The organism is Micromonospora orduensis (assembly GCF_006228125.1).
Taxonomy (GTDB): Bacteria; Actinomycetota; Actinomycetes; order Mycobacteriales; family Micromonosporaceae; genus Micromonospora; species Micromonospora orduensis.
The window spans coordinates 1-17,354 of the sequence record NZ_VDFY01000166.1 but is presented as its reverse complement, the minus strand read 5'-3'; the positions used below and the strand labels follow the sequence as shown (position 1 = coordinate 17,354).

Genomic DNA, 17,354 nt, shown 5'->3' with positions numbered 1-17,354 from the left:
GGGCACACTAGTGGCCATGCCCGGCGTCCTTCCAGATGGTGAGACCGTCCCTGTCGACGGATCGCTGCCCGCCACCGCCACCACTGCGGTCGGCGCGCGCGGCTTCGGCGTGTACGTCCACGTGCCGTTCTGCGCCAGCCGCTGCGGCTACTGCGACTTCAACACCTACACGGCGGCCGAGTTGGGCGGCGGCGCCAGCCGCGAGGGGTACGCCGACACCGTGCTGGCCGAGCTGGCGCTCGCCGCCCGGGTGCTCGGCGACACCCCACCGCCCCGGGTCGACACCGTCTTCGTCGGCGGCGGCACGCCCACGCTGCTCCCCGCCGACGACCTGGCCCGCATCCTCGACGGCATCGACCGCACCTGGGGGCTGGCCGCCGACGCCGAGGTGACCACCGAGGCCAACCCGGAGTCGGTCACCCCGGAGTCGTTGAAGCTGCTGCGGAACGCCGGCTACACCCGGATCTCGCTGGGCATGCAGTCCGCCTCCCCGGGCGTGCTGGCGATCCTGGACCGCAGGCACAGCGCCGGCCGGGCCACCGCCGCCGCGTCCGAGGCGCGCGACGCCGGGTTCGAGCACGTCAACCTCGACCTGATCTACGGCACCCCGGGGGAGCGGGCCGAGGACTTCGCGGCCTCGCTGGACCAGGTCGTCGGCGCCGGGGTGGACCACGTCAGCGCGTACGCCCTGATCGTCGAGGACGGCACCCGGCTCGCCGCGCGGATGAAGCGCGGCGAGCTGGCGTACCCCAGTGACGACGTCGCCGCGGACCGCTACCTGGCCGCCGAGGCCGCCCTCGACGCGGCCGGCCTGTCCTGGTACGAGGTCTCCAACTGGGCCCGCACCGAGGACGCCCGGTGCCGGCACAACCTGCTCTACTGGACCGGCGCGGACTGGTGGGGGCTGGGGCCGGGGGCGCACAGCCACGTCGGCGGGGTGCGCTGGTGGAACGTCAAACACCCCTCGGCGTACGCCCAGCGGCTGGCCGCCGGCGCGTCGCCCGGCCTGGCCCGGGAGGTGCTCACCCCCGGCGAGGCGCACATGGAGGACGTCATGCTCCGGCTGCGGCTCGCCAGCGGCCTGCCGCTTGCGGTGCTCGACGCCACCGGTCGGGCCGGCGCCGAACGGGCGTTGGCCGACGGTCTGCTGGACGCCGGGAGGTACGCGGCCGGGCGGGCGGTGCTCACCCTGCGCGGCCGGCTGCTCGCCGACGCCGTGGTCCGCGACCTGCTGCCCTGAGCCGGAGCGCTGCCCTACAGGTGGGGGCGGTGCGACGGGCCGGCCGGGGGAGCGGCCGGCCCGTCGTCACTTGATGAAGCTGGCGGAGAGCGGGTAGCGGTAGAACTGCCCCTCGTTGGCCTTGATGCCGGCGATGATGCCGAACACGGCGCCGAGGATCACGGCCGCCGCGACCGGGATGAACCCGATCACGATGCAGGACAGCACCCAGCCGACCAGGCCGATGATCGACCAGATGAGCTGGAAGTTGAGCGCCGCCACGGCGTGCGTACGGACCGTGGGGGACTGGTTGCCCCGGGCCAGCAGCGCCACCAGCGGGCCGATCCAGCCGAGCACGCCACCGCTGACGATCATCCCGGCGGCACCGCCGAAGTGCGCGACGAGCGCCCAGGTCTTGTCCTCGTTGTTGGCGTAGCCGCCGCCGGGGCCGCCGTAGGCGCCACCGGTCGGATAGCCGCCACCGGGGTTGCCTCCGGCCGGGGGATAGCCCCCGGGCGGGTAGCCGCCCGGCGGAGGGTAGCCGCCCGACGACGGTTGGTCACCGGTGGGCGGCGGATAGCCACCGGCCGGGGGATAGCCGCCCGGGCCGGGTGCCCCGGACAGTGGTGCGGTGGGTGGCTCGGCCGATGGGGGCGAGCTCGGTGAGGTCGGCTCCGGCGGGTAGTTGCCGGGGTCTCCCGCTCCGGGAGGGCGAGGAGGTTCAGTCATGGGTGTCACGGTAGGTGCCGTTGGCAACGCCGCACCAGAGCGACACCGCCCGGTCGGCCGGGCCGATCGGACCGGGCGGGGTGGTACGGACCGCACCGACGAGCTGTCGTTGATCATCGCGCTGGCGGGGGCGCCGACGTAGACTGGCACTCGTTACAGTCGAGTGCCAGGACGGTCCGCCGGCTTGAGATCGAGCCGGCGGCCGACGTGCGACAGGAGGTGCGGAGGATGGGTCTCGACGACCGCAAGCTCGCCGTGCTCCGCGCCATCGTCGAGGACTACGTCTCCACCCAGGAGCCGGTCGGCAGCAAGGCGCTTGTCGAGCGGCACCAGCTCGGGGTCTCCCCGGCCACGGTCCGCAACGACATGGCCGTGCTGGAGGAGGAGGGCTACATCCGGCAGCCGCACACCAGTGCGGGGCGGGTGCCCACCGACCGCGGCTACCGGCTCTTCGTCGACCGGCTGTCCCGGGTCAAGCCGCTCAGCCCGGCCGAGCGTCGGGCCATCGAGCGTTTCCTCGTCGGCGCGGTCGACCTCGACGACGTGGTGCACCGCACCGTACGCCTGCTCGCCCAGCTGACCCGGCAGGTGGCAGTCGTGCAGTACCCGAGCCTGGCCCGCTCCTCGGTGCGGCACCTGGAGCTGGTGCCGATCTCCACCACCCGGCTGATGCTCGTCATGATCGCCGACACCGGGCGGGTGGAGCAGCGGCTCGTGGAGCTGCCCGGGCCGGTGCCCGCCGACGACGTCACCGACCTGCGTCGACTGGTGAACGAGAAGCTGGCCGGCGCCCGCCTGTCGGACACTCCGCCGCTGGTGCAGGCGCTGGTCGAGGAGGCGTCGCCCGAGCTGCGCCCCGCGATGACCACCCTCTCCACCGTTCTGCTGGAGACGCTCGTCGAGCGCCACGAGGAACGCATCGCGCTTGCCGGCACCGCCAACCTCACCCGGGGCGGCCTGCTCGACTTCCAGGGTTCGCTGCGGCCCATCCTGGAGGCCCTGGAGGAGGAGGTCGTGCTCCTCAAGCTGATCGGCGAGACCGAGCCGAGCACGACCCGGGTGCTGATCGGTGACGAGAACGAGTTCGACAACCTGCGAGCCGCCTCGGTGGTCAGCACCGGGTACGGCCCGGGCGCCACGATCGTGGGCGGCCTGGGGGTGCTGGGGCCCACCCGGATGGACTACCCCGGCAATATCGCCATGGTGCGCGCCGTGGCACGCTACGTGGGCGAGCTGCTGGCCCAGAACTGACCAGTCAGGGCCGACGGCCGGCTGCGGCCGCCGGTCGGCGTAACGCGAGACGAACATGAGGACACGGAACGCAGTGGCCAGGGACTACTACGGCATCCTCGGTGTGAGCCGGGAAGCCTCCGATGACGAGATCAAGCGCGCCTACCGCAAGCTGGCGCGCCAGTTCCACCCGGACGTCAATCCGGACCCGGAGGCTCAGGAGAAGTTCAAGGACATCAACGCCGCGTACGAGGTCCTCTCGGACGACCGGAAGCGGCAGATCGTCGACCTGGGTGGCGACCCGCTCGCCCCGGGAGGCGGCGGCGCGGGCGGCCCGGGCGGCCCGGGCGGGGCCGGCCCGTTCGTCGGTTTCCAGGACATCATGGACGCGTTCTTCGGCGGCGCGGGAGGTGGCGCCCGTGGTCCACGGCCGCGGACCCGGCCGGGCGCCGACGCGATCCTGCGACTCGAACTCGACCTGCACGAGACGGCGTTCGGCGTCGAGGCTCCGATCACCGTCGACACCGCCGTGCTCTGCACCACCTGCTCCGGCGCCGGCACGGCCGCCGGCACCCACCTGGCCACCTGCGAGGCGTGCGGCGGCCGGGGCGAGGTGCAGTCGGTGCAGCGCACCTTCCTCGGCCAGGTCGTCTCGGCCCGTCCGTGCACCGTCTGCCAGGGCTACGGCACGACCATCCCGCACCCCTGCCCCACCTGCGCCGGCGACGGCCGGGTGCGGACCCGCCGCTCGCTGACCGTCAAGATCCCGGCCGGTGTCGAGGACGGCATGCGGATCCGGCTGGCCCAGCAGGGCGAGGTCGGCCCGGGCGGCGGCACCGCCGGGGACCTGTACGTGGAGATCCACGAGCGCCCGCACGACGTGTACTCCCGCAAGGGCGACGACCTGCACTGCAGGGTTACCGTGCCGATGACGGCGGCGGCGCTTGGCACCCGACTCACCATCAAGACGCTGGACAGCGAGGAGACCGTCGACGTCAAGGCCGGCACCCAGCCGGCCAGCACCCTGCGGCTGCGCGCCCGGGGCGTGCCGCACCTGCGCGGCACCGGCCGGGGCGACCTCTACGTGCACCTGGACGTCCGCACGCCCACCAAGCTCGACCCGGACCAGGAGAAGATGCTGCGCGACTTCGCCAAGACCCGTGGTGAGGAGGTCGCCGAGCTGTCCAAGCAGGGTGGCTTCTTCTCCCGGATGCGCGACGCGTTCAACGGGCACGCCTGAGTGTCCGCGCCGCTGTTCCTGGTCGAGGCGCTGCCCACCGGTGACGCGCTGACCCTGGACGGCCCGGAGGGGCACCACGCCGCCACCGTGCAACGGCTGCGGGTGGGCGAGGACCTGCTGCTCGCCGACGGGCGGGGCGGCACGGCCGCCGCCGTGGTCACCGCCGTCGGCCGGGGCAGCCTGGAGGTCACTGTCACCTCCCGGGGGTACGCGGACGCGCCCGTACCCCGGATCGTCACCGTGCAGGGCATCGCCAAGGGCGACCGGGGCGAGTTGGCCGTGCAGGCGATGACCGAGGTCGGGGTGGACGAGATCGTGCCCTGGGCGGCGTCCCGCTCGGTCACCCAGTGGCGCGGTGACCGGGGCGTACGGGCCCGGGAGAAGTGGGTGGCCACCGCCCGGGAGGCCGCGAAGCAGGCCCGCCGGCCGTGGCTGCCGGTGGTGGCCGGTGCGCCGGACGAGTCCACCGCGACTGTGGCCCGCCGGATCGCCGGCGCCGCCGCCGCGTTCGTGCTGCACGAGGAGGCCGAGGATCGGCTGACCACCGCCGAGCTGCCCACCGCCGGGGAGATCGTCCTGGTGGTCGGCCCGGAGGGCGGCATCGCCCCGGCCGAGCTGACCGCCTTCCGGGAGGCCGGCGGCCGGCCGGTACGCCTCGGGCCGGCGGTGCTGCGCACCTCGACGGCCGGGGTGGCGGCGCTCAGCGTGCTCGCCACCCGCCTCGGCCGCTGGTGACCGTTCAGGGCCTCGGGAACACCGGCACTACCTCCTCCTCCGGCCCCAGGTCCAGCCCGGCCGGCCCGATGATCTGCGGGTCGGGTGTGCCGACCACCTCGGGGTCCCTGCCGGTGTAGTCGAAGCGGTGCAGGACGTGCCGCATCGCCTCGATGCGGGCCCGCTTCTTGTCGTTGCTCTTCACCACCGTCCACGGCGCGTCGGCCGTGTCGGTCCAGAAGAACATCGCCTCCTTCGCCTCGGTGTACTCGTCCCACCTGTCGAGCGAGGCGATGTCCATCGGCGACAGCTTCCACTGCCGTACCGGGTCGACCTGGCGGATCGCGAAGCGGGTGCGCTGCTCGTTCTGCGACACGGAGAACCAGAACTTGACCAGCCGGATGCCCGAGCGCACAAGCATCCGTTCCAACTCCGGGGCCTGGCGCAGGAACTCCAGGTACTCCTTGCGGCTGCAGAACCCCATCACCCGCTCGACGCCGGCCCTGTTGTACCAGGACCGATCGAACAGCACGATCTCACCGGCCGCCGGCAGGTGCGCCATCCACCGCTGGAAGTACCACTGGCCGGCCTCCCGCTCGTCCGGCTTGGCCAGCGCCACCACGGAGGCGCCGCGCGGGTTGAGGTGCTCCATGAACCGTTTGATGGTGCCGCCCTTGCCGGCCGCGTCCCGGCCCTCGAACAGGATCACCAGCCGCTCGCCGGACTCCTTGATCCAGTCCTGGAGCTTCAGCAGTTCGATCTGGAGCAGCCGCTTGTGGTGGTCGTACTCGTCGCGGCCCATCCGCTCGTCGTAGGGGTAGTCCTCACGCCACGTCTCGACGGGGGTGCCGTCGGGGCGGAGCAGGACCGGATCGTCGTCGTGCCCGTCGACCACCCGGTAGTCGGCGGCGAGGTCCAGCAGCGTGGAGTCGGCCATGCCGCAGAGACTTACCCTGCGAATGGCGGCACCCACCCTCGAAGCGCCGGTGATTCCGGTCAGCTGCGCAGGTAGGAGGCGCCGTTGAGGTCGACGATGGTGCCCGAGGCCCACTCGGCCTCTGGCGAGGCCAGCCAGTGCACGGCGGCGGCGATCTCCTCCGGCCGGGCCACCCGGTCGAACGGGCTCTGCGCCCGGATCGCCGCGCCCTGCTCGCCGCGCAGGTGCTCGGTGACCATGTCGGTCGCCACGAAACCCGGCGCGACGGTGGCCACCGCGATGCCGTACGGCGCGAGCGCCACCGCGAGGGACTGGCCCAACGCGTTCAGTCCCGCCTTGCTGGCCCCGTACGCCGGCTGCTCCGGCTCGCCCCGGAACGCGCCCCGGGACGAGACGTTGACGATCCGACCGCCGCGCCCGCGCATGTGCTGCGCGGCGCACCAGGTGACGTTGCCGGCGCCGGTCAGGTTGGTCTCCAGCACCTGCCGCCAGCGCCGCTGCCACTCCTCGTAGGTGGCGCCGAAGATCGGGTGCGGGTCGTCCCGGTCGCCGTACATCCCCGCGTTGTTGACCAGCACGTCGAGCCCGCCGAGCAGTTCGGCCGCCCGGTCGACCATCACCCGGACCGCGTCCGGGTCGGTGAGGTCCGCGCGGACCACGACGTGCCCCGCGCCGGGCAGGTGGGCGCGTACCTGCTCGGCCGCGTCGGCGGAGTCGCGGTGGTGGATCGCCACCCGGTCCCCGCTGGCCGCGAACGCCTCCGCCACCGCCCGGCCGATGCCGCGCGAAGCTCCGGTCACGAGTACCGCTCGATCCGTCATGCCGGCCATCCTGCCGTAGCCGTTTCCTCCTTACACTGCCCGGATGGGATCCGACTGCCTGTTCTGCCGCATCGTCGCCGGGGAGATTCCGGCCACCGTGGTCCGGGAGACCGCCACCACCCTCGCCATCCGCGACATCACCCCGAAGGCCCCGGTGCACATCCTGGTCATTCCGAAGGAGCACTACGCCGACGTCGCCACCCTCGCCCAGGGCGACCCGGGACTGGCCGGTGAGGTGCTGGCCGCGGCCGCCGTCGTCGCGGACGACGAGGGGCTGCTCGGCGACGGTTTCCGGCTGATGTTCAACACCGGGAGGTACGGCGGGCAGGAGGTGTTCCACGTGCACGCGCACCTGCTCGGTGGCGCGCCGCTCGGCCCCATGCTCGCCCGGGACCTGGCGTGACGGCCGCCCCCGACCGGTTGGGCCGGCTGGTCCGCCGGGTGCAGGCCGACGCCCGGGTGCCGGCGGTGTCGGCGGCGCTGCACCGGGCCGACCGGCCGCTGTGGAGCTGCACCGTCGGCGAGACCGGCACCGACAGCCCGCTGGGGCCGGGCACCCAGTTCCGGATCGGCTCGGTCACCAAGACCTTCACCGCGGCGCTCACCCTCCAGTGCCGCGACGACGGCCTGCTGGACCTGGACGACCCGGTGGGCCGGCACCTGGACCTGCCGGCGCACGGCGAGCTGACCGTACGCCGCCTGCTGTCGCACACCGCCGGCCTGCAACGCGAGCCGTTCGGCGACGTGTGGGACTCCCTGAGCGCGCCGGACGACGCCCGGTTGGTGGCGGAGCTGGACCGGGCCGAGCGGGTGCTGCCGACGGGCCGCCGGTTCCACTACTCCAACCTCGGCCTGGCCGTGCTCGGGCAACTGGTGGCCCGGCTGCGCGGCGGCACCTGGGCGGAGGTGCTCGACGAGCGGGTCCTGACGCCGCTGGGGCTCGCCGACACCACCGTCTCCCCGGGGCCGGGCGCGGCCACCGGGTACCTGGTCGACGCGTACTCCGACGAGGCGCACCCGGAGCCGCCGACCGACTTCGGCGCGGTCGGCCCGGCCGCCCAGCTGTGGAGCACGGCGACGGACATGGCCCGCTGGGCCGCCTTCCTGGCCGACCCGGCGGCACTGGACCCGGCCGGCGCGGTGCTCGCCCCGGGCACCCTGGACGAGATGCGCTGGCCGGTGACCACCACCGACGAGACGCTCTGGGGGGCCGGCTTCGGGCTCGGGCTGATCCTCATCCCGCAGGGCGAGCGGGTGATGCACGTGGGGCACGACGGGGCGATGCCCGGTTTCCTCGCCGGCGTGTACGGCCGGCGGGGCGGCGAGGGCACGGCCGGCGCGATGGGCGCGGCTGTGCTCGGCTCGTCCGGTACGGCGGCGGAGCTGTTCGAGCTGCCGCACCGGTTGCTGGCCGAGGCCGTCGAGCACGACCCGGCCGAGATCGAACCGTGGCGCCCCGGCGCCCCCGCTCCGGCCGCCCTGCGCGGCCTGCTCGGCCGCTGGTGGGGGGAGGGCTCCGAGTACGTCTTCTCCTGGCACGACGGCACCCTCCAGGCGCGCGCCGAACGGGACCCGGCCGGGCGTCCCCCTGCGGTCTTCGCCCCGTTGCCGGACCGCCCCGACGTGTACCGGACGGTCTCCGGTCGGGAGGTCGGCGAGCTGCTGCGGCTCACCCGCGACGACGCTGGCGCGGTGATCCGGATGCACTGGGCGACGTACCGCTTCACCCGCCACCAGGAGACGTTCGACAGGTACGACTTCCGGGCCGGGAGTTGATCGCGGCCAGCGGAAATGGGCGCGATGCGGCCCGCGTTGAACCGATACGATGGGTGGAACGTCCGCACGCCGTGCCAGCAGGGCCGGCGCCGAGATCGAGAGCAGGTGGCGCAGGGCCCTTCGGCCCGACCTATGACCGGCACCCCACCTCCCGGCCCGCCCCGGGTGCAGACCAGGATCACCGTGCCCGACTCGAAGATCATGGTCAACCTCCTCGGCGCGGGTGACGAGATCCTGCGACTCGTCGAACGCTCGGTCACCAGTGACGTGCACGTCCGTGGCAACGAGATCACCATCACCGGCGCCCCGGCGGACAACGCCCTCGCCGAGCGGGTCTTCACTGAGCTGCTCGAACTCATCGAGAAAGGCGAGACCCTGACCACTGACGCCGTCCGGCGTACCGTCGGCATGCTCGAGCAGGGCACCGCCGAGCGGCCCGCCGAGGTCCTGACGCTCAACATCCTCTCCCGACGCGGGCGCACCATCCGCCCCAAGACCCTCGGGCAGAAGCGGTACGTCGACGCGATCGACTCGAACACCATCGTCTTCGGCATCGGCCCGGCCGGTACCGGCAAGACGTACCTGGCCATGGCGAAGGCCGTCCAGGCGTTGCAGGCCAAGCAGGTCAACCGGATCATCCTGACCCGGCCGGCCGTGGAGGCGGGCGAGCGACTGGGCTTCCTGCCCGGCACCCTGAACGAGAAGATCGACCCGTACCTGCGTCCGCTCTACGACGCCCTGCACGAGATGCTCGACCCGGAGACGATCCCGAAGCTGATGGCCCAGGGGACGATCGAGGTCGCCCCGCTGGCCTACATGCGGGGCCGTACGCTCTCCGACGCGTTCATCATCCTGGACGAGGCACAGAACACGACGCCCGAGCAGATGAAGATGTTCCTCACCCGGCTCGGCTTCAACTCCAAGATCGTCGTTACCGGTGACGTCACCCAGGTGGACCTTCCCGGCGGGACGACAAGCGGTCTGCGGGTCGTCCGCGAGATCCTGGAGAACGTCGAGGACGTGCACTTCGCCCAGCTGTCCAGCTCCGACGTGGTCCGTCACCGGCTGGTCGGGGAGATCGTCGACGCGTACGCCCGCTGGGACGCCGAGCGGGAGAACCAGCAGGCGCAGGGCGTCCACGCCGTGCCCGGGCGACCCGCCCAGGGCGGCCGGGCCGGCCGCCGCCGCTAAAGCAGAGGAAAGCAGTTGTCCATCGAGATCGCCAACGAGTCCGGTGTCGACGTCGACACCGACGCCGTGCTCGCCGTCGCCCGGCACGCACTCGACGAGATGGGGGTCAACCCCCTCGCCGAGCTGTCCGTGCTGCTTGTCGACATCGACTACATGACCGAGCTGAACCACCGCTGGATGGGTGGCGACGGCCCGACCGACGTGCTCGCGTTCCCCATGGACGAGGGCAGCGTCGACCACGGCCCGGGCGAGAGCGCCCCGGCCGGTGGGGAGCCGGCCCTGCTCGGCGACATCGTGCTGTGCCCCGAGGTGGCGGCCAAGCAGGCGGCCGCCGCCGGGCACACCCCGGCGGACGAGCTGCACCTGCTCACCGTGCACGGGGTGCTGCACCTGCTCGGCTACGACCACGCGGAGCCGGAGGAGGAGCGGGAGATGTTCGCCCTCCAGGCCCGGCTGCTGGCGAGCTGGCGGTCGACCCGCACCCAGTGATGTCCACTCCTCCGTTACTCGCGGCCGGCCCCACCGCCGGCCTTCCCGATGTGCAGCTGATCGTCTTCGCGGCCGGTCTGGTCGTGCTGGCCGGTGTGATCGCGATGACCGAGGCGGCGCTCGCCGCGGTCTCCCCGGCCCGGGCCGCCGAGCTGGCCCGGGACGGCGTACGCGGCGCCCGCACCCTCCAGGCCGTCGCCGGTGACGTGGTCCGGCACCTCAACCTGCTCCTGCTGTTGCGGCTGCTCGCCGAGCTGACCGCCACCACACTTGTGGCGCTCGTCGCGGTGGACAGCTTCGGCGCCGGCTGGCGCGCCGCGCTGGTCACCGCCGGTGCGATGACAGTGGTCAGCTTCGTGGTGGTCGGGGTCGCCCCGCGCACCATCGGCCGGCAGCACGCGTACGCCGTGGGCCGGGCGGTGGCGCCGCTGGTCCGCTGGCTGGGCCGGGCACTCAACCCGCTCGCGTCGCTGCTGATCCTCATCGGCAACGCGGTCACCCCGGGGCGCGGCTTCCGGGAGGGCCCGTTCGCCACCCAGGTCGAGCTGCGGGAGCTGGTCGACCTGGCCGAGCAGCGCGGCGTGGTCGAGCACGGCGAACGCCAGATGATCCACTCGGTCTTCGCGCTCGGCGACACCATCGCCCGTGAGGTGATGGTGCCGCGTACGGAGATGGTGTGGATCGAGGAGGGCAAGACCCTCGCGCAGGCGCTGGCGCTCTTCCTGCGGTCCGGCTTCTCCCGCATCCCGGTGATCGGCGAGAGCGTCGACGACGTGCTGGGTGTGCTCTACCTCAAGGACCTGATCCGGCGCTCCCGCGGCGGTGATCCGCAGGCCGAGCAGTTGCCGGTGGCCGAGCTGATGCGCCCGGCGACCTTCGTACCGGAGTCCAAGCCGGTGGACGACCTCCTGTCGGAGATGCAGGCGGCCCGCAACCACCTGGTCATCGTCGTCGACGAGTACGGCGGCACCGGCGGCCTGGTCACCATCGAGGACATCCTGGAGGAGATCGTCGGCGAGATCACCGACGAGTACGATGTCGAACGCCCGCCTGTCGAACGCCTGCCCGATTCCTCGGTGCGGGTCACCGCCCGCCTGCCGGTGGAGAACCTGGGCGAGCTGTTCGACACCGACCTGCCCACCGACGAGGTGGAGACGGTCGGCGGTCTGCTCGCCCAGTCGCTCGGGCGGGTGCCGATCCCCGGCGCCGAGGCCGAGGTCGCCGGTCTCCGACTGGTCGCCGAGGGCACCACCGGCCGGCGCAACCGGATCGACACGGTCCTGGTCAGCCGGGCCGAGCCGGGCGACGAGCAGGACACCGCGGGGCACACCGGCCCCGGAGACGACCAGGGTCACAACCGAGACGAGGAGAGGCAACCCGCCGATGCCTGACACACCCGCCGCGCCCGCGCAGCCCACCCCCACCGCGCCGGCTCCGCTGAGCGCCGAGGACGCCAAGCTGGTGGTCCTGGCCCGGGGAGCCCGCGGGCGGGTCGCCGCGGTGGAGGGGGCCGCCGTCCGGGACCAGGACGGCCGGACGTACGCGGCGGCCAGTGTCGCCCTGCCCTCGCTGACCCTCACCGCGTTGCAGTTGGCGGTGGCCTCGGCGGTGGCGGCGGGGGCGAGCCGGCTGGAGGCGGCGGTCGTGGTGACCGAGGCGTCGACGCTGGACGGCGCCGGGCACGCGGCGGTCCGTGACCTCGCCGCGGACGCGCCGATCCACGTGGCCGCGCCGGACGGCACCGTGCTCGGCACGGTGACCAGGTGAGCCCCGTGCGGGATCCGGAGCCGCGTCCGTACCGGGCCGGGTTCGGTTGCTTCGTGGGGCGTCCCAACGCCGGCAAGTCCACCCTGACGAACGCCATCGTCGGCACCAAGATCGCCATCACGTCGAACAAGCCGCAGACCACCAGGCACGTCATCCGGGCCGTGCTGCACCGTCCGGAATCGCAGCTGGTCCTGGTCGACACGCCTGGTCTGCACCGTCCCCGTACGCTGCTGGGCGAGCGCCTCAACGACCTGGTGCGTTCGACCTGGACCGAGGTCGACGTGATCGGCCTCTGCATCCCGGCCGACGAGCCGGTCGGGCGCGGGGACCGCTTCATCTCCGGCGAGCTGGCCGAGTTGAAGGCCACCGTGCTGGCCGTGGTCACCAAGACCGACCTGGTGGACAAGCGCCGGTTGGCCGAGCAGTTGCTCGCGGTCAGCGAGATGGGGGAGTTCGCCGAGATCGTGCCGGTGAGCGCCGTCTCCGGGCACCAGGTGGACACGCTTGTCGATGTGATGACCAAGTACCTGCCGCCGTCGCCGCAGCTCTACCCGGACGACATGCTGACCGACGACCCTGAGCAGGTGCTGGTCGCGGAGCTGATCCGGGAGGCCGCGCTGGAGGGTGTCCGCGACGAGCTGCCGCACTCGATCGCGGTGGTGGTCGAGGAGATGATGCCCGAGGGGCAGGTCATGAAGATCTACGCCGACCTGTACGTGGAACGGCCCAGCCAGAAGGCGATCGTGCTCGGTCACCGGGCGAGCCGGCTCAAGGAGGTCGGCACCAACGCCCGCCGCCAGATCGAGGAGCTGCTGGGCACCCGGGTCTATCTGGACCTGCACGTACGGGTGGCGAAGGACTGGCAGCGCGACCCGAAGCAACTGCGCAAGCTGGGCTTCTGATCCACGTCGTGGGCCCGGCCGGGTGTCCCGGTCGGGCGTTCCATGATCTTTTTCGGTCGTACCGATGGCAGGGTTCACGTTTGGTAGGGGTGCCGGCCGTTTGGCGTCGGCGCCGCGCAGGGTAGGGGGAGTACGCCCCGCGTCCCCGACCCAGATGCAGGCTGATGCGCAACAGGTATCTCGATCTGCTCCGCTTCCTGGCCATCGTCCGAGTAGTCGTCTACCACGTCACCGGGTGGGCAACCCTCACCCTCGTCTTCCCCGCCATGTCGGTGATGTTCGCGCTGGCCGGCTCGTTGATGGCCGCGTCGCTCACCCGGTCCGGGCCGGCCGCGGTCGGTCGCCGGCTGCGCCGGCTGCTGCCGTCACTGTGGGTGCTGGCGGCGGTCTTCGTCCCGGCCATGCTGTTCAGCGGGCTGGCTGCCAGCCCTCGACTGCTGCTGTGGCTGTTCCCGATCGCCGACCCGCCGGCCAACAACTGGGGCGCCCTGGCGTTGAGCATCATCTGGTACCTGCGCGACTACCTGTGGTTCGTGCTCGCCTCACCTGTGGCGTTCTGGCTGTTCCGCAGGGCGCCGCTGCCCACCCTGCTCGCCCCGTACCTCCTGCTGGTGGCGATCGAGGTGGGCATCTACCCGGCGCCGCCGGTGCTGCGTGAGTTCGGCCTGTACTTCGGCGCGTGGCTGCTCGGGTTCGCCCACCACGCGGGGATGCTGCGCCGGCTCTCCGGCCGGGTGCTGTACCCGCTGGCGCTGGCGCTCGCTGTGGTCGGCGGCGCGTGGATCGTCGCGCATCCCGGCCCACGCGGGTACGACCTCAACGACAACCACCTCGGCAACGCCCTCTGGTCCGCGGCGTTCATCCTGATCGTGCTCGGTCGGGCGCCGGCCGGAATCGCCTGGCTGGGGCGCAACCGGCTGGCCGACCGGGCGGTGACCGTGGTCAACCGGCGGGCGCTGACTGTCTACCTCTGGCACATGCCGTTCGTGGTGGCGCTCACCCCGCTCGTCGACGTGGTCGGCTGGTCCCACCAGAACCTGCTGGGGTTGGCCATCCGGGTGCTGCTGGTCTTCGCGCTGGTCGGGCTCGTCACCCTGGCCGTCGGCTGGGTCGAGGACGTCGCCGCCCGGCGGCCTCCGGAGCTGATCCCGGGCGCCCCGCCGGCGCCGGCCGGGTCGGCTGCCCGGCCCGTTGCCGGACCGGGTGGCCGGCCCGGCGCGGCGTGGCCCGTGCCGGCCGCCGGACGGGCCGTGGTGCCGGCGCAGCGGGTGGCCGGGGATGCGGCCACCGTCGACCTCAACGCTGGCTGATCGTGACGTCGCCGCTGCCGGCCGACCCGTCGAGCACCAGGGACGCGGCCGGATCGTCGGCGACGGTGACCCGGTCGTCGCCGGAGCCGGTGCTGGAGCGCACCCGGTAGCTGCCCTGCGGCACCAGCACCGTCACGTCGCCGCTGGACGCGTGCGCGCGTGCCGCCGCCGGCGTGTCCAGTTCGACTGTGACGTTGCCGGAGCCGGCCTCGGCGTCGGTCGCGCCACCGAGCCGCCGAGCCGTGATGTCACCGGACCCGGCGCGCAGGCGGACCGCCGCCGTGGCCTCGCTGACCTCGATGTTTCCGGAGCCGGTCTCCACCCCGACCGCCCCCGTCGCGCCGACGATCCGCACGTCCCCCGAACCCAGCCGGAGGTCGACCGCACCGATCTTGCTCAGCTCGACGTCACCGGACCCGGACTCGCCCTGCACGGTGACACCCTCCGGCACGGTCACCTCGTAGGAGACGGAGCACCGGTTGCCGCAGTCGCTGTCCAGGACCAGTTCGCTGCCCTTGATCTCGTACCGGGCCTTGGGCTCGCCCCCCTGGTAGCGCACCACCCGCTTGATCCGCGCCTCGCCCACCGGGCCGGTGCCCCGGACCACGATGTCGCCGGAGCCCCCCAGCATCCGGATCGTGGTGATCTTCACCGCCTCGGTGTCGTCGTAGTCGAGCCGACGGAACGAGAGGTTGTCGCACCCGGCGAGCAGGATGAGGGTGGCGGTCATCCCCAGCGCGACGGGGGCCGTGACGCGACGGCGGACGGCCGCGGTGGTTTCGAGCAGTGCCATGGCCAGCACGCTACGGCCGGGCACGAGCCGGGCGCATCGGGGTTCTTCCGCGCGTCCACCCCGAAGCGACCCTGATTTCACACCCCGAGGGAGAATGGCCCGATGGCCGGGTACCGCCGACAGCTCTACCGCGACGACGCGGTGGTGCTGCGTGTGCAGAAACTCGGCGAGTCCGACCGGATCATCACCCTGCTCACCCGCCGGCACGGCCGGCTCCGCGCGGTGGCCCGCGGGATCCGCCGCACCACAAGCAAGTTCGGGGCGCGGTTGGAGCCGTTCGGCCACGTCGACCTCCAGCTCGCCGGCGACCCCAAAGGAAACCACGGCAGCTCGCTGCACACGGTCAGCCAGGTCGAGGGCATCGACCTGTACGGCAAGCGGTTCCTCGGCGACTACCCCCGCTACACGGCGGCCAGCGCGATCGCCGAGACCGCCGAGCGGCTCACCCCGGTCGAGCGGGAGCCGTCGCTGCGGTTGTTCCAGCTCACCGTCGGCGCGTTGAAGGCGCTGTCCCGTGGCGAGCACGACACCACCCTGGTGCTCGACGCGTACCTGCTGCGCGGGATGGCCCTCGCCGGCTGGGCGCCGGCGCTTATCGCGTGCGCGGTCTGCGGCACCCCCGGCCGGCACCGGGCGTTCTCCGTACCGGCCGGCGGCGCCGTCTGCCCGGACTGCCGCCCGCCCGGCGCGGCCCACCCCGCCCCGGCCACCATCGACCTGATGTCCGCGCTGACCACCGGCGACTGGGTGATCGCGGACGCCACCGACACCGGCGTACGCCGGGAGTGCAGTGGGCTGGTCGCGGCGCACCTGCAGTGGCACCTGGAGCGCGCGCTACGCTCGCTGCCGCTGGTCGACCGGGGTCCCTCGGTCGCCGGCACGGCCCCGCCGCCCGGCGGCGGTGGCGCGGCGATGCTCCGGCCGCGCGGCGACGTCGAGGCCGGAGCGGACGGTGCGAGCAGGGAGAGAGCCGAGTGATCCGACGATCCACCAGGGCCAGCCGGCGTGAGCCGACGCCACCGACGCCCCACCCGTCCGGCGCCCGGCCGCCGGCGCTGCCCAGCGAGGCGGTGCCGCAGCACGTGGCAGTGGTGATGGACGGCAACGGGCGGTGGGCCAAGGACCGCGGGCTGCCCCGCACCAAGGGTCACGAGGCGGGGGAGCACAGCCTCTTCGACACCATCGAAGGCGCCATCGAGATGGGCATCCCCTACCTTTCGGCGTACGCGTTCTCCACCGAGAACTGGCGGCGCTCGCCGGACGAGGTCCGGTTCCTGATGGGCTTCAACCGGGACGTCATCCGTCGCCGCCGCGACCAGCTGGTCGACCTCGGCGTCCGGGTGGTCTGGTCGGGCCGGCCCGGCCGTCTGTGGAAGAGCGTCATCTCCGAGTTGCAGACCGCCGAGGAGATGTCCCGGGGCAACTCGACGCTCACCCTGCAGTTCTGCGTCAACTACGGCGGGCAGGCCGAGATCGGCGACGCCGCCGCGGCGATCGCCCGGGACGTGGCGGCCGGTCGACTCGACCCGGCGAAGGTCACCGAGAAGACCGTGGCGAAGTACCTCTACCACCCGGAGATCCCGGAGGTGGACCTGTTCCTGCGCCCGTCGGGCGAGGAGCGGATCTCCAACTTCCTGCTCTGGCAGACCGCGTACGCCGAGCTGGTCTTCCTCGACACGCTCTGGCCCGACTTCGACCGCCGCCACCTCTGGTACGCCTGCGAGTTGTACGCCCAGCGCGACCGGCGGTTCGGCGGCGCGCTGCCCAATCCGGTGGCCCCGACGGTCTGAGGCTTACCAACCGGTCACGCTGGGTACCAGAGACGTCAGAAGCCACTGACGGAGGTGAACCCACATGATCCAGAAGCGCATTGCCCAGTGGGCGGTGATGGCGGTCGCGGTGCCGCTTGCCGCCGCTGGCGCCCGCAGGCTCAGCCACACCCTGGAGGCCCGGCGTGGTCCCTCCGGGGCGACCCGGCTGCTCACCAGGGGCGCGGACCTGATCCGTCCGCAGAAGGCCAAGCGCCGCCGGTTCTGGTGATCCCCGATTCTCCGACGCCGCCCCGCACACGACGTGCGGGGCGGCGCCGGCGTCTCACCCTGTCGATCATGGAGTTGCGGTGGCCGTTTCGGCCGCATTCGCGACTTTCGTTTGCCGCCACAACTCCATGATCGACGCGGCCGGGGAGGTTGGTTGTTTTGGGGTTCGGGGAGGTGGGGGCGGGTAGGGTCCGGAG

At 72.8% G+C, this 17,354-nt stretch carries 19 protein-coding genes; 15 read left to right on the top strand and 4 right to left on the bottom strand.

Annotated elements, in window-relative coordinates; translation table 11 throughout:
* Positions 1-16: 16 nt before the first annotated feature.
* Positions 17-1,240 (top strand): radical SAM family heme chaperone HemW, encoded by a 1,224-nt coding sequence (hemW, locus tag FHG89_RS17195; RefSeq protein WP_208761004.1) that lies wholly within the window; start codon positions 17-19, stop codon positions 1,238-1,240.
* 66 nt (positions 1,241-1,306) lie between these two features.
* On the opposite strand, the gene FHG89_RS17190 is transcribed toward hemW, so the two are convergent.
* Positions 1,307-1,948, bottom strand: a complete 642-nt coding sequence (locus FHG89_RS17190; RefSeq protein WP_139585398.1) for a DUF4870 domain-containing protein — start codon at positions 1,946-1,948, stop codon at positions 1,307-1,309.
* Positions 1,949-2,176: 228 nt separating this feature from the next.
* Here FHG89_RS17190 and hrcA point away from each other — a divergent pair, with 228 nt between their 5' ends.
* The 3 genes from hrcA to FHG89_RS17175 all read left to right on the top strand — a co-directional run bounded on the left by hrcA (position 2,177) and on the right by FHG89_RS17175 (position 5,153).
* Complete coding sequence (gene hrcA, locus FHG89_RS17185) at positions 2,177-3,199, top strand: heat-inducible transcriptional repressor HrcA (RefSeq protein ID WP_139585397.1); 1,023 nt, start codon at positions 2,177-2,179, stop codon at positions 3,197-3,199.
* 73 nt (positions 3,200-3,272) lie between these two features.
* Positions 3,273-4,418 (top strand): molecular chaperone DnaJ, encoded by a 1,146-nt coding sequence (dnaJ, locus tag FHG89_RS17180; protein ID WP_181518639.1) that lies wholly within the window; start codon positions 3,273-3,275, stop codon positions 4,416-4,418.
* A complete protein-coding gene (locus FHG89_RS17175; protein ID WP_139585396.1) occupies positions 4,419-5,153 on the top strand; it encodes a 16S rRNA (uracil(1498)-N(3))-methyltransferase in 735 nt (244 codons plus the stop codon).
* Positions 5,154-5,157: 4 nt separating this feature from the next.
* On the opposite strand, the gene ppk2 is transcribed toward FHG89_RS17175, so the two are convergent.
* Complete coding sequence (gene ppk2, locus FHG89_RS17170) at positions 5,158-6,069, bottom strand: polyphosphate kinase 2 (protein WP_139585395.1); 912 nt, start codon at positions 6,067-6,069, stop codon at positions 5,158-5,160.
* A gap of 59 nt (positions 6,070-6,128) precedes the next feature.
* Positions 6,129-6,890 carry an SDR family NAD(P)-dependent oxidoreductase gene (locus tag FHG89_RS17165; protein WP_139585394.1) on the bottom strand — a complete coding sequence of 254 codons (762 nt, stop codon included), beginning with the start codon at positions 6,888-6,890 and terminating at the stop codon, positions 6,129-6,131.
* 43 nt (positions 6,891-6,933) lie between these two features.
* Here FHG89_RS17165 and FHG89_RS17160 point away from each other — a divergent pair, with 43 nt between their 5' ends.
* The 8 genes from FHG89_RS17160 to FHG89_RS17125 all read left to right on the top strand — a co-directional run bounded on the left by FHG89_RS17160 (position 6,934) and on the right by FHG89_RS17125 (position 14,325).
* Positions 6,934-7,293 carry a histidine triad nucleotide-binding protein gene (locus FHG89_RS17160; RefSeq protein ID WP_139585393.1) on the top strand — a complete coding sequence of 120 codons (360 nt, stop codon included), beginning with the start codon at positions 6,934-6,936 and terminating at the stop codon, positions 7,291-7,293.
* Positions 7,290-8,666: a serine hydrolase domain-containing protein gene (locus FHG89_RS17155; RefSeq protein ID WP_139585392.1), complete on the top strand. Its 1,377-nt coding sequence runs from the start codon at positions 7,290-7,292 to the stop codon at positions 8,664-8,666. The genes FHG89_RS17160 and FHG89_RS17155 overlap by 4 nt, the downstream gene beginning before the upstream one ends.
* A 132-nt stretch (positions 8,667-8,798) precedes the next feature.
* Positions 8,799-9,857, top strand: a complete 1,059-nt coding sequence (locus FHG89_RS17150) for a PhoH family protein (protein ID WP_139585391.1) — start codon at positions 8,799-8,801, stop codon at positions 9,855-9,857.
* Positions 9,858-9,872: 15 nt separating this feature from the next.
* Positions 9,873-10,346 carry an rRNA maturation RNase YbeY gene (gene ybeY, locus FHG89_RS17145; RefSeq protein ID WP_139585390.1) on the top strand — a complete coding sequence of 158 codons (474 nt, stop codon included), beginning with the start codon at positions 9,873-9,875 and terminating at the stop codon, positions 10,344-10,346.
* Entirely contained in the window at positions 10,322-11,737 is a 1,416-nt protein-coding gene (locus tag FHG89_RS17140; RefSeq protein ID WP_244295567.1) for a hemolysin family protein, read from the top strand. The genes ybeY and FHG89_RS17140 overlap by 25 nt, the downstream gene beginning before the upstream one ends.
* Positions 11,730-12,113 carry a cytidine deaminase gene (locus FHG89_RS17135; RefSeq protein WP_139585388.1) on the top strand — a complete coding sequence of 128 codons (384 nt, stop codon included), beginning with the start codon at positions 11,730-11,732 and terminating at the stop codon, positions 12,111-12,113. Before FHG89_RS17140 ends, FHG89_RS17135 begins: the two co-directional genes overlap by 8 nt.
* 5 nt (positions 12,114-12,118) lie before the next feature.
* The gene (era, locus tag FHG89_RS17130; RefSeq protein WP_139585438.1) at positions 12,119-13,015 is read left to right on the top strand and encodes a GTPase Era; all 897 of its coding nucleotides are present in this window, start codon (positions 12,119-12,121) and stop codon (positions 13,013-13,015) included.
* 164 nt (positions 13,016-13,179) lie between these two features.
* Positions 13,180-14,325, top strand: coding sequence for an acyltransferase family protein (locus FHG89_RS17125; protein ID WP_139585387.1), 1,146 nt, complete (start codon positions 13,180-13,182; stop codon positions 14,323-14,325).
* Here the strand turns inward: FHG89_RS17125 and FHG89_RS17120 are convergent.
* The gene (locus FHG89_RS17120) at positions 14,312-15,118 is read right to left on the bottom strand and encodes a DUF4097 family beta strand repeat-containing protein (RefSeq protein WP_139585386.1); all 807 of its coding nucleotides are present in this window, start codon (positions 15,116-15,118) and stop codon (positions 14,312-14,314) included. The two genes, FHG89_RS17125 and FHG89_RS17120, sit on opposite strands and share 14 nt — an antisense overlap.
* Positions 15,119-15,220: 102 nt before the next feature.
* Between FHG89_RS17120 and recO the strand changes: the two genes are divergently transcribed.
* From recO to FHG89_RS17105, 3 genes are all read left to right on the top strand, one after another.
* Complete coding sequence (recO, locus tag FHG89_RS17115; protein ID WP_139585385.1) at positions 15,221-16,096, top strand: DNA repair protein RecO; 876 nt, start codon at positions 15,221-15,223, stop codon at positions 16,094-16,096.
* The gene (locus tag FHG89_RS17110; protein ID WP_139585437.1) at positions 16,096-16,908 is read left to right on the top strand and encodes an isoprenyl transferase; all 813 of its coding nucleotides are present in this window, start codon (positions 16,096-16,098) and stop codon (positions 16,906-16,908) included. Before recO ends, FHG89_RS17110 begins: the two co-directional genes overlap by 1 nt.
* Positions 16,909-16,972: 64 nt before the next feature.
* Positions 16,973-17,158: a hypothetical protein gene (locus FHG89_RS17105; protein WP_007463934.1), complete on the top strand. Its 186-nt coding sequence runs from the start codon at positions 16,973-16,975 to the stop codon at positions 17,156-17,158.
* The last annotated feature ends 196 nt before the right edge of the window (positions 17,159-17,354 follow it).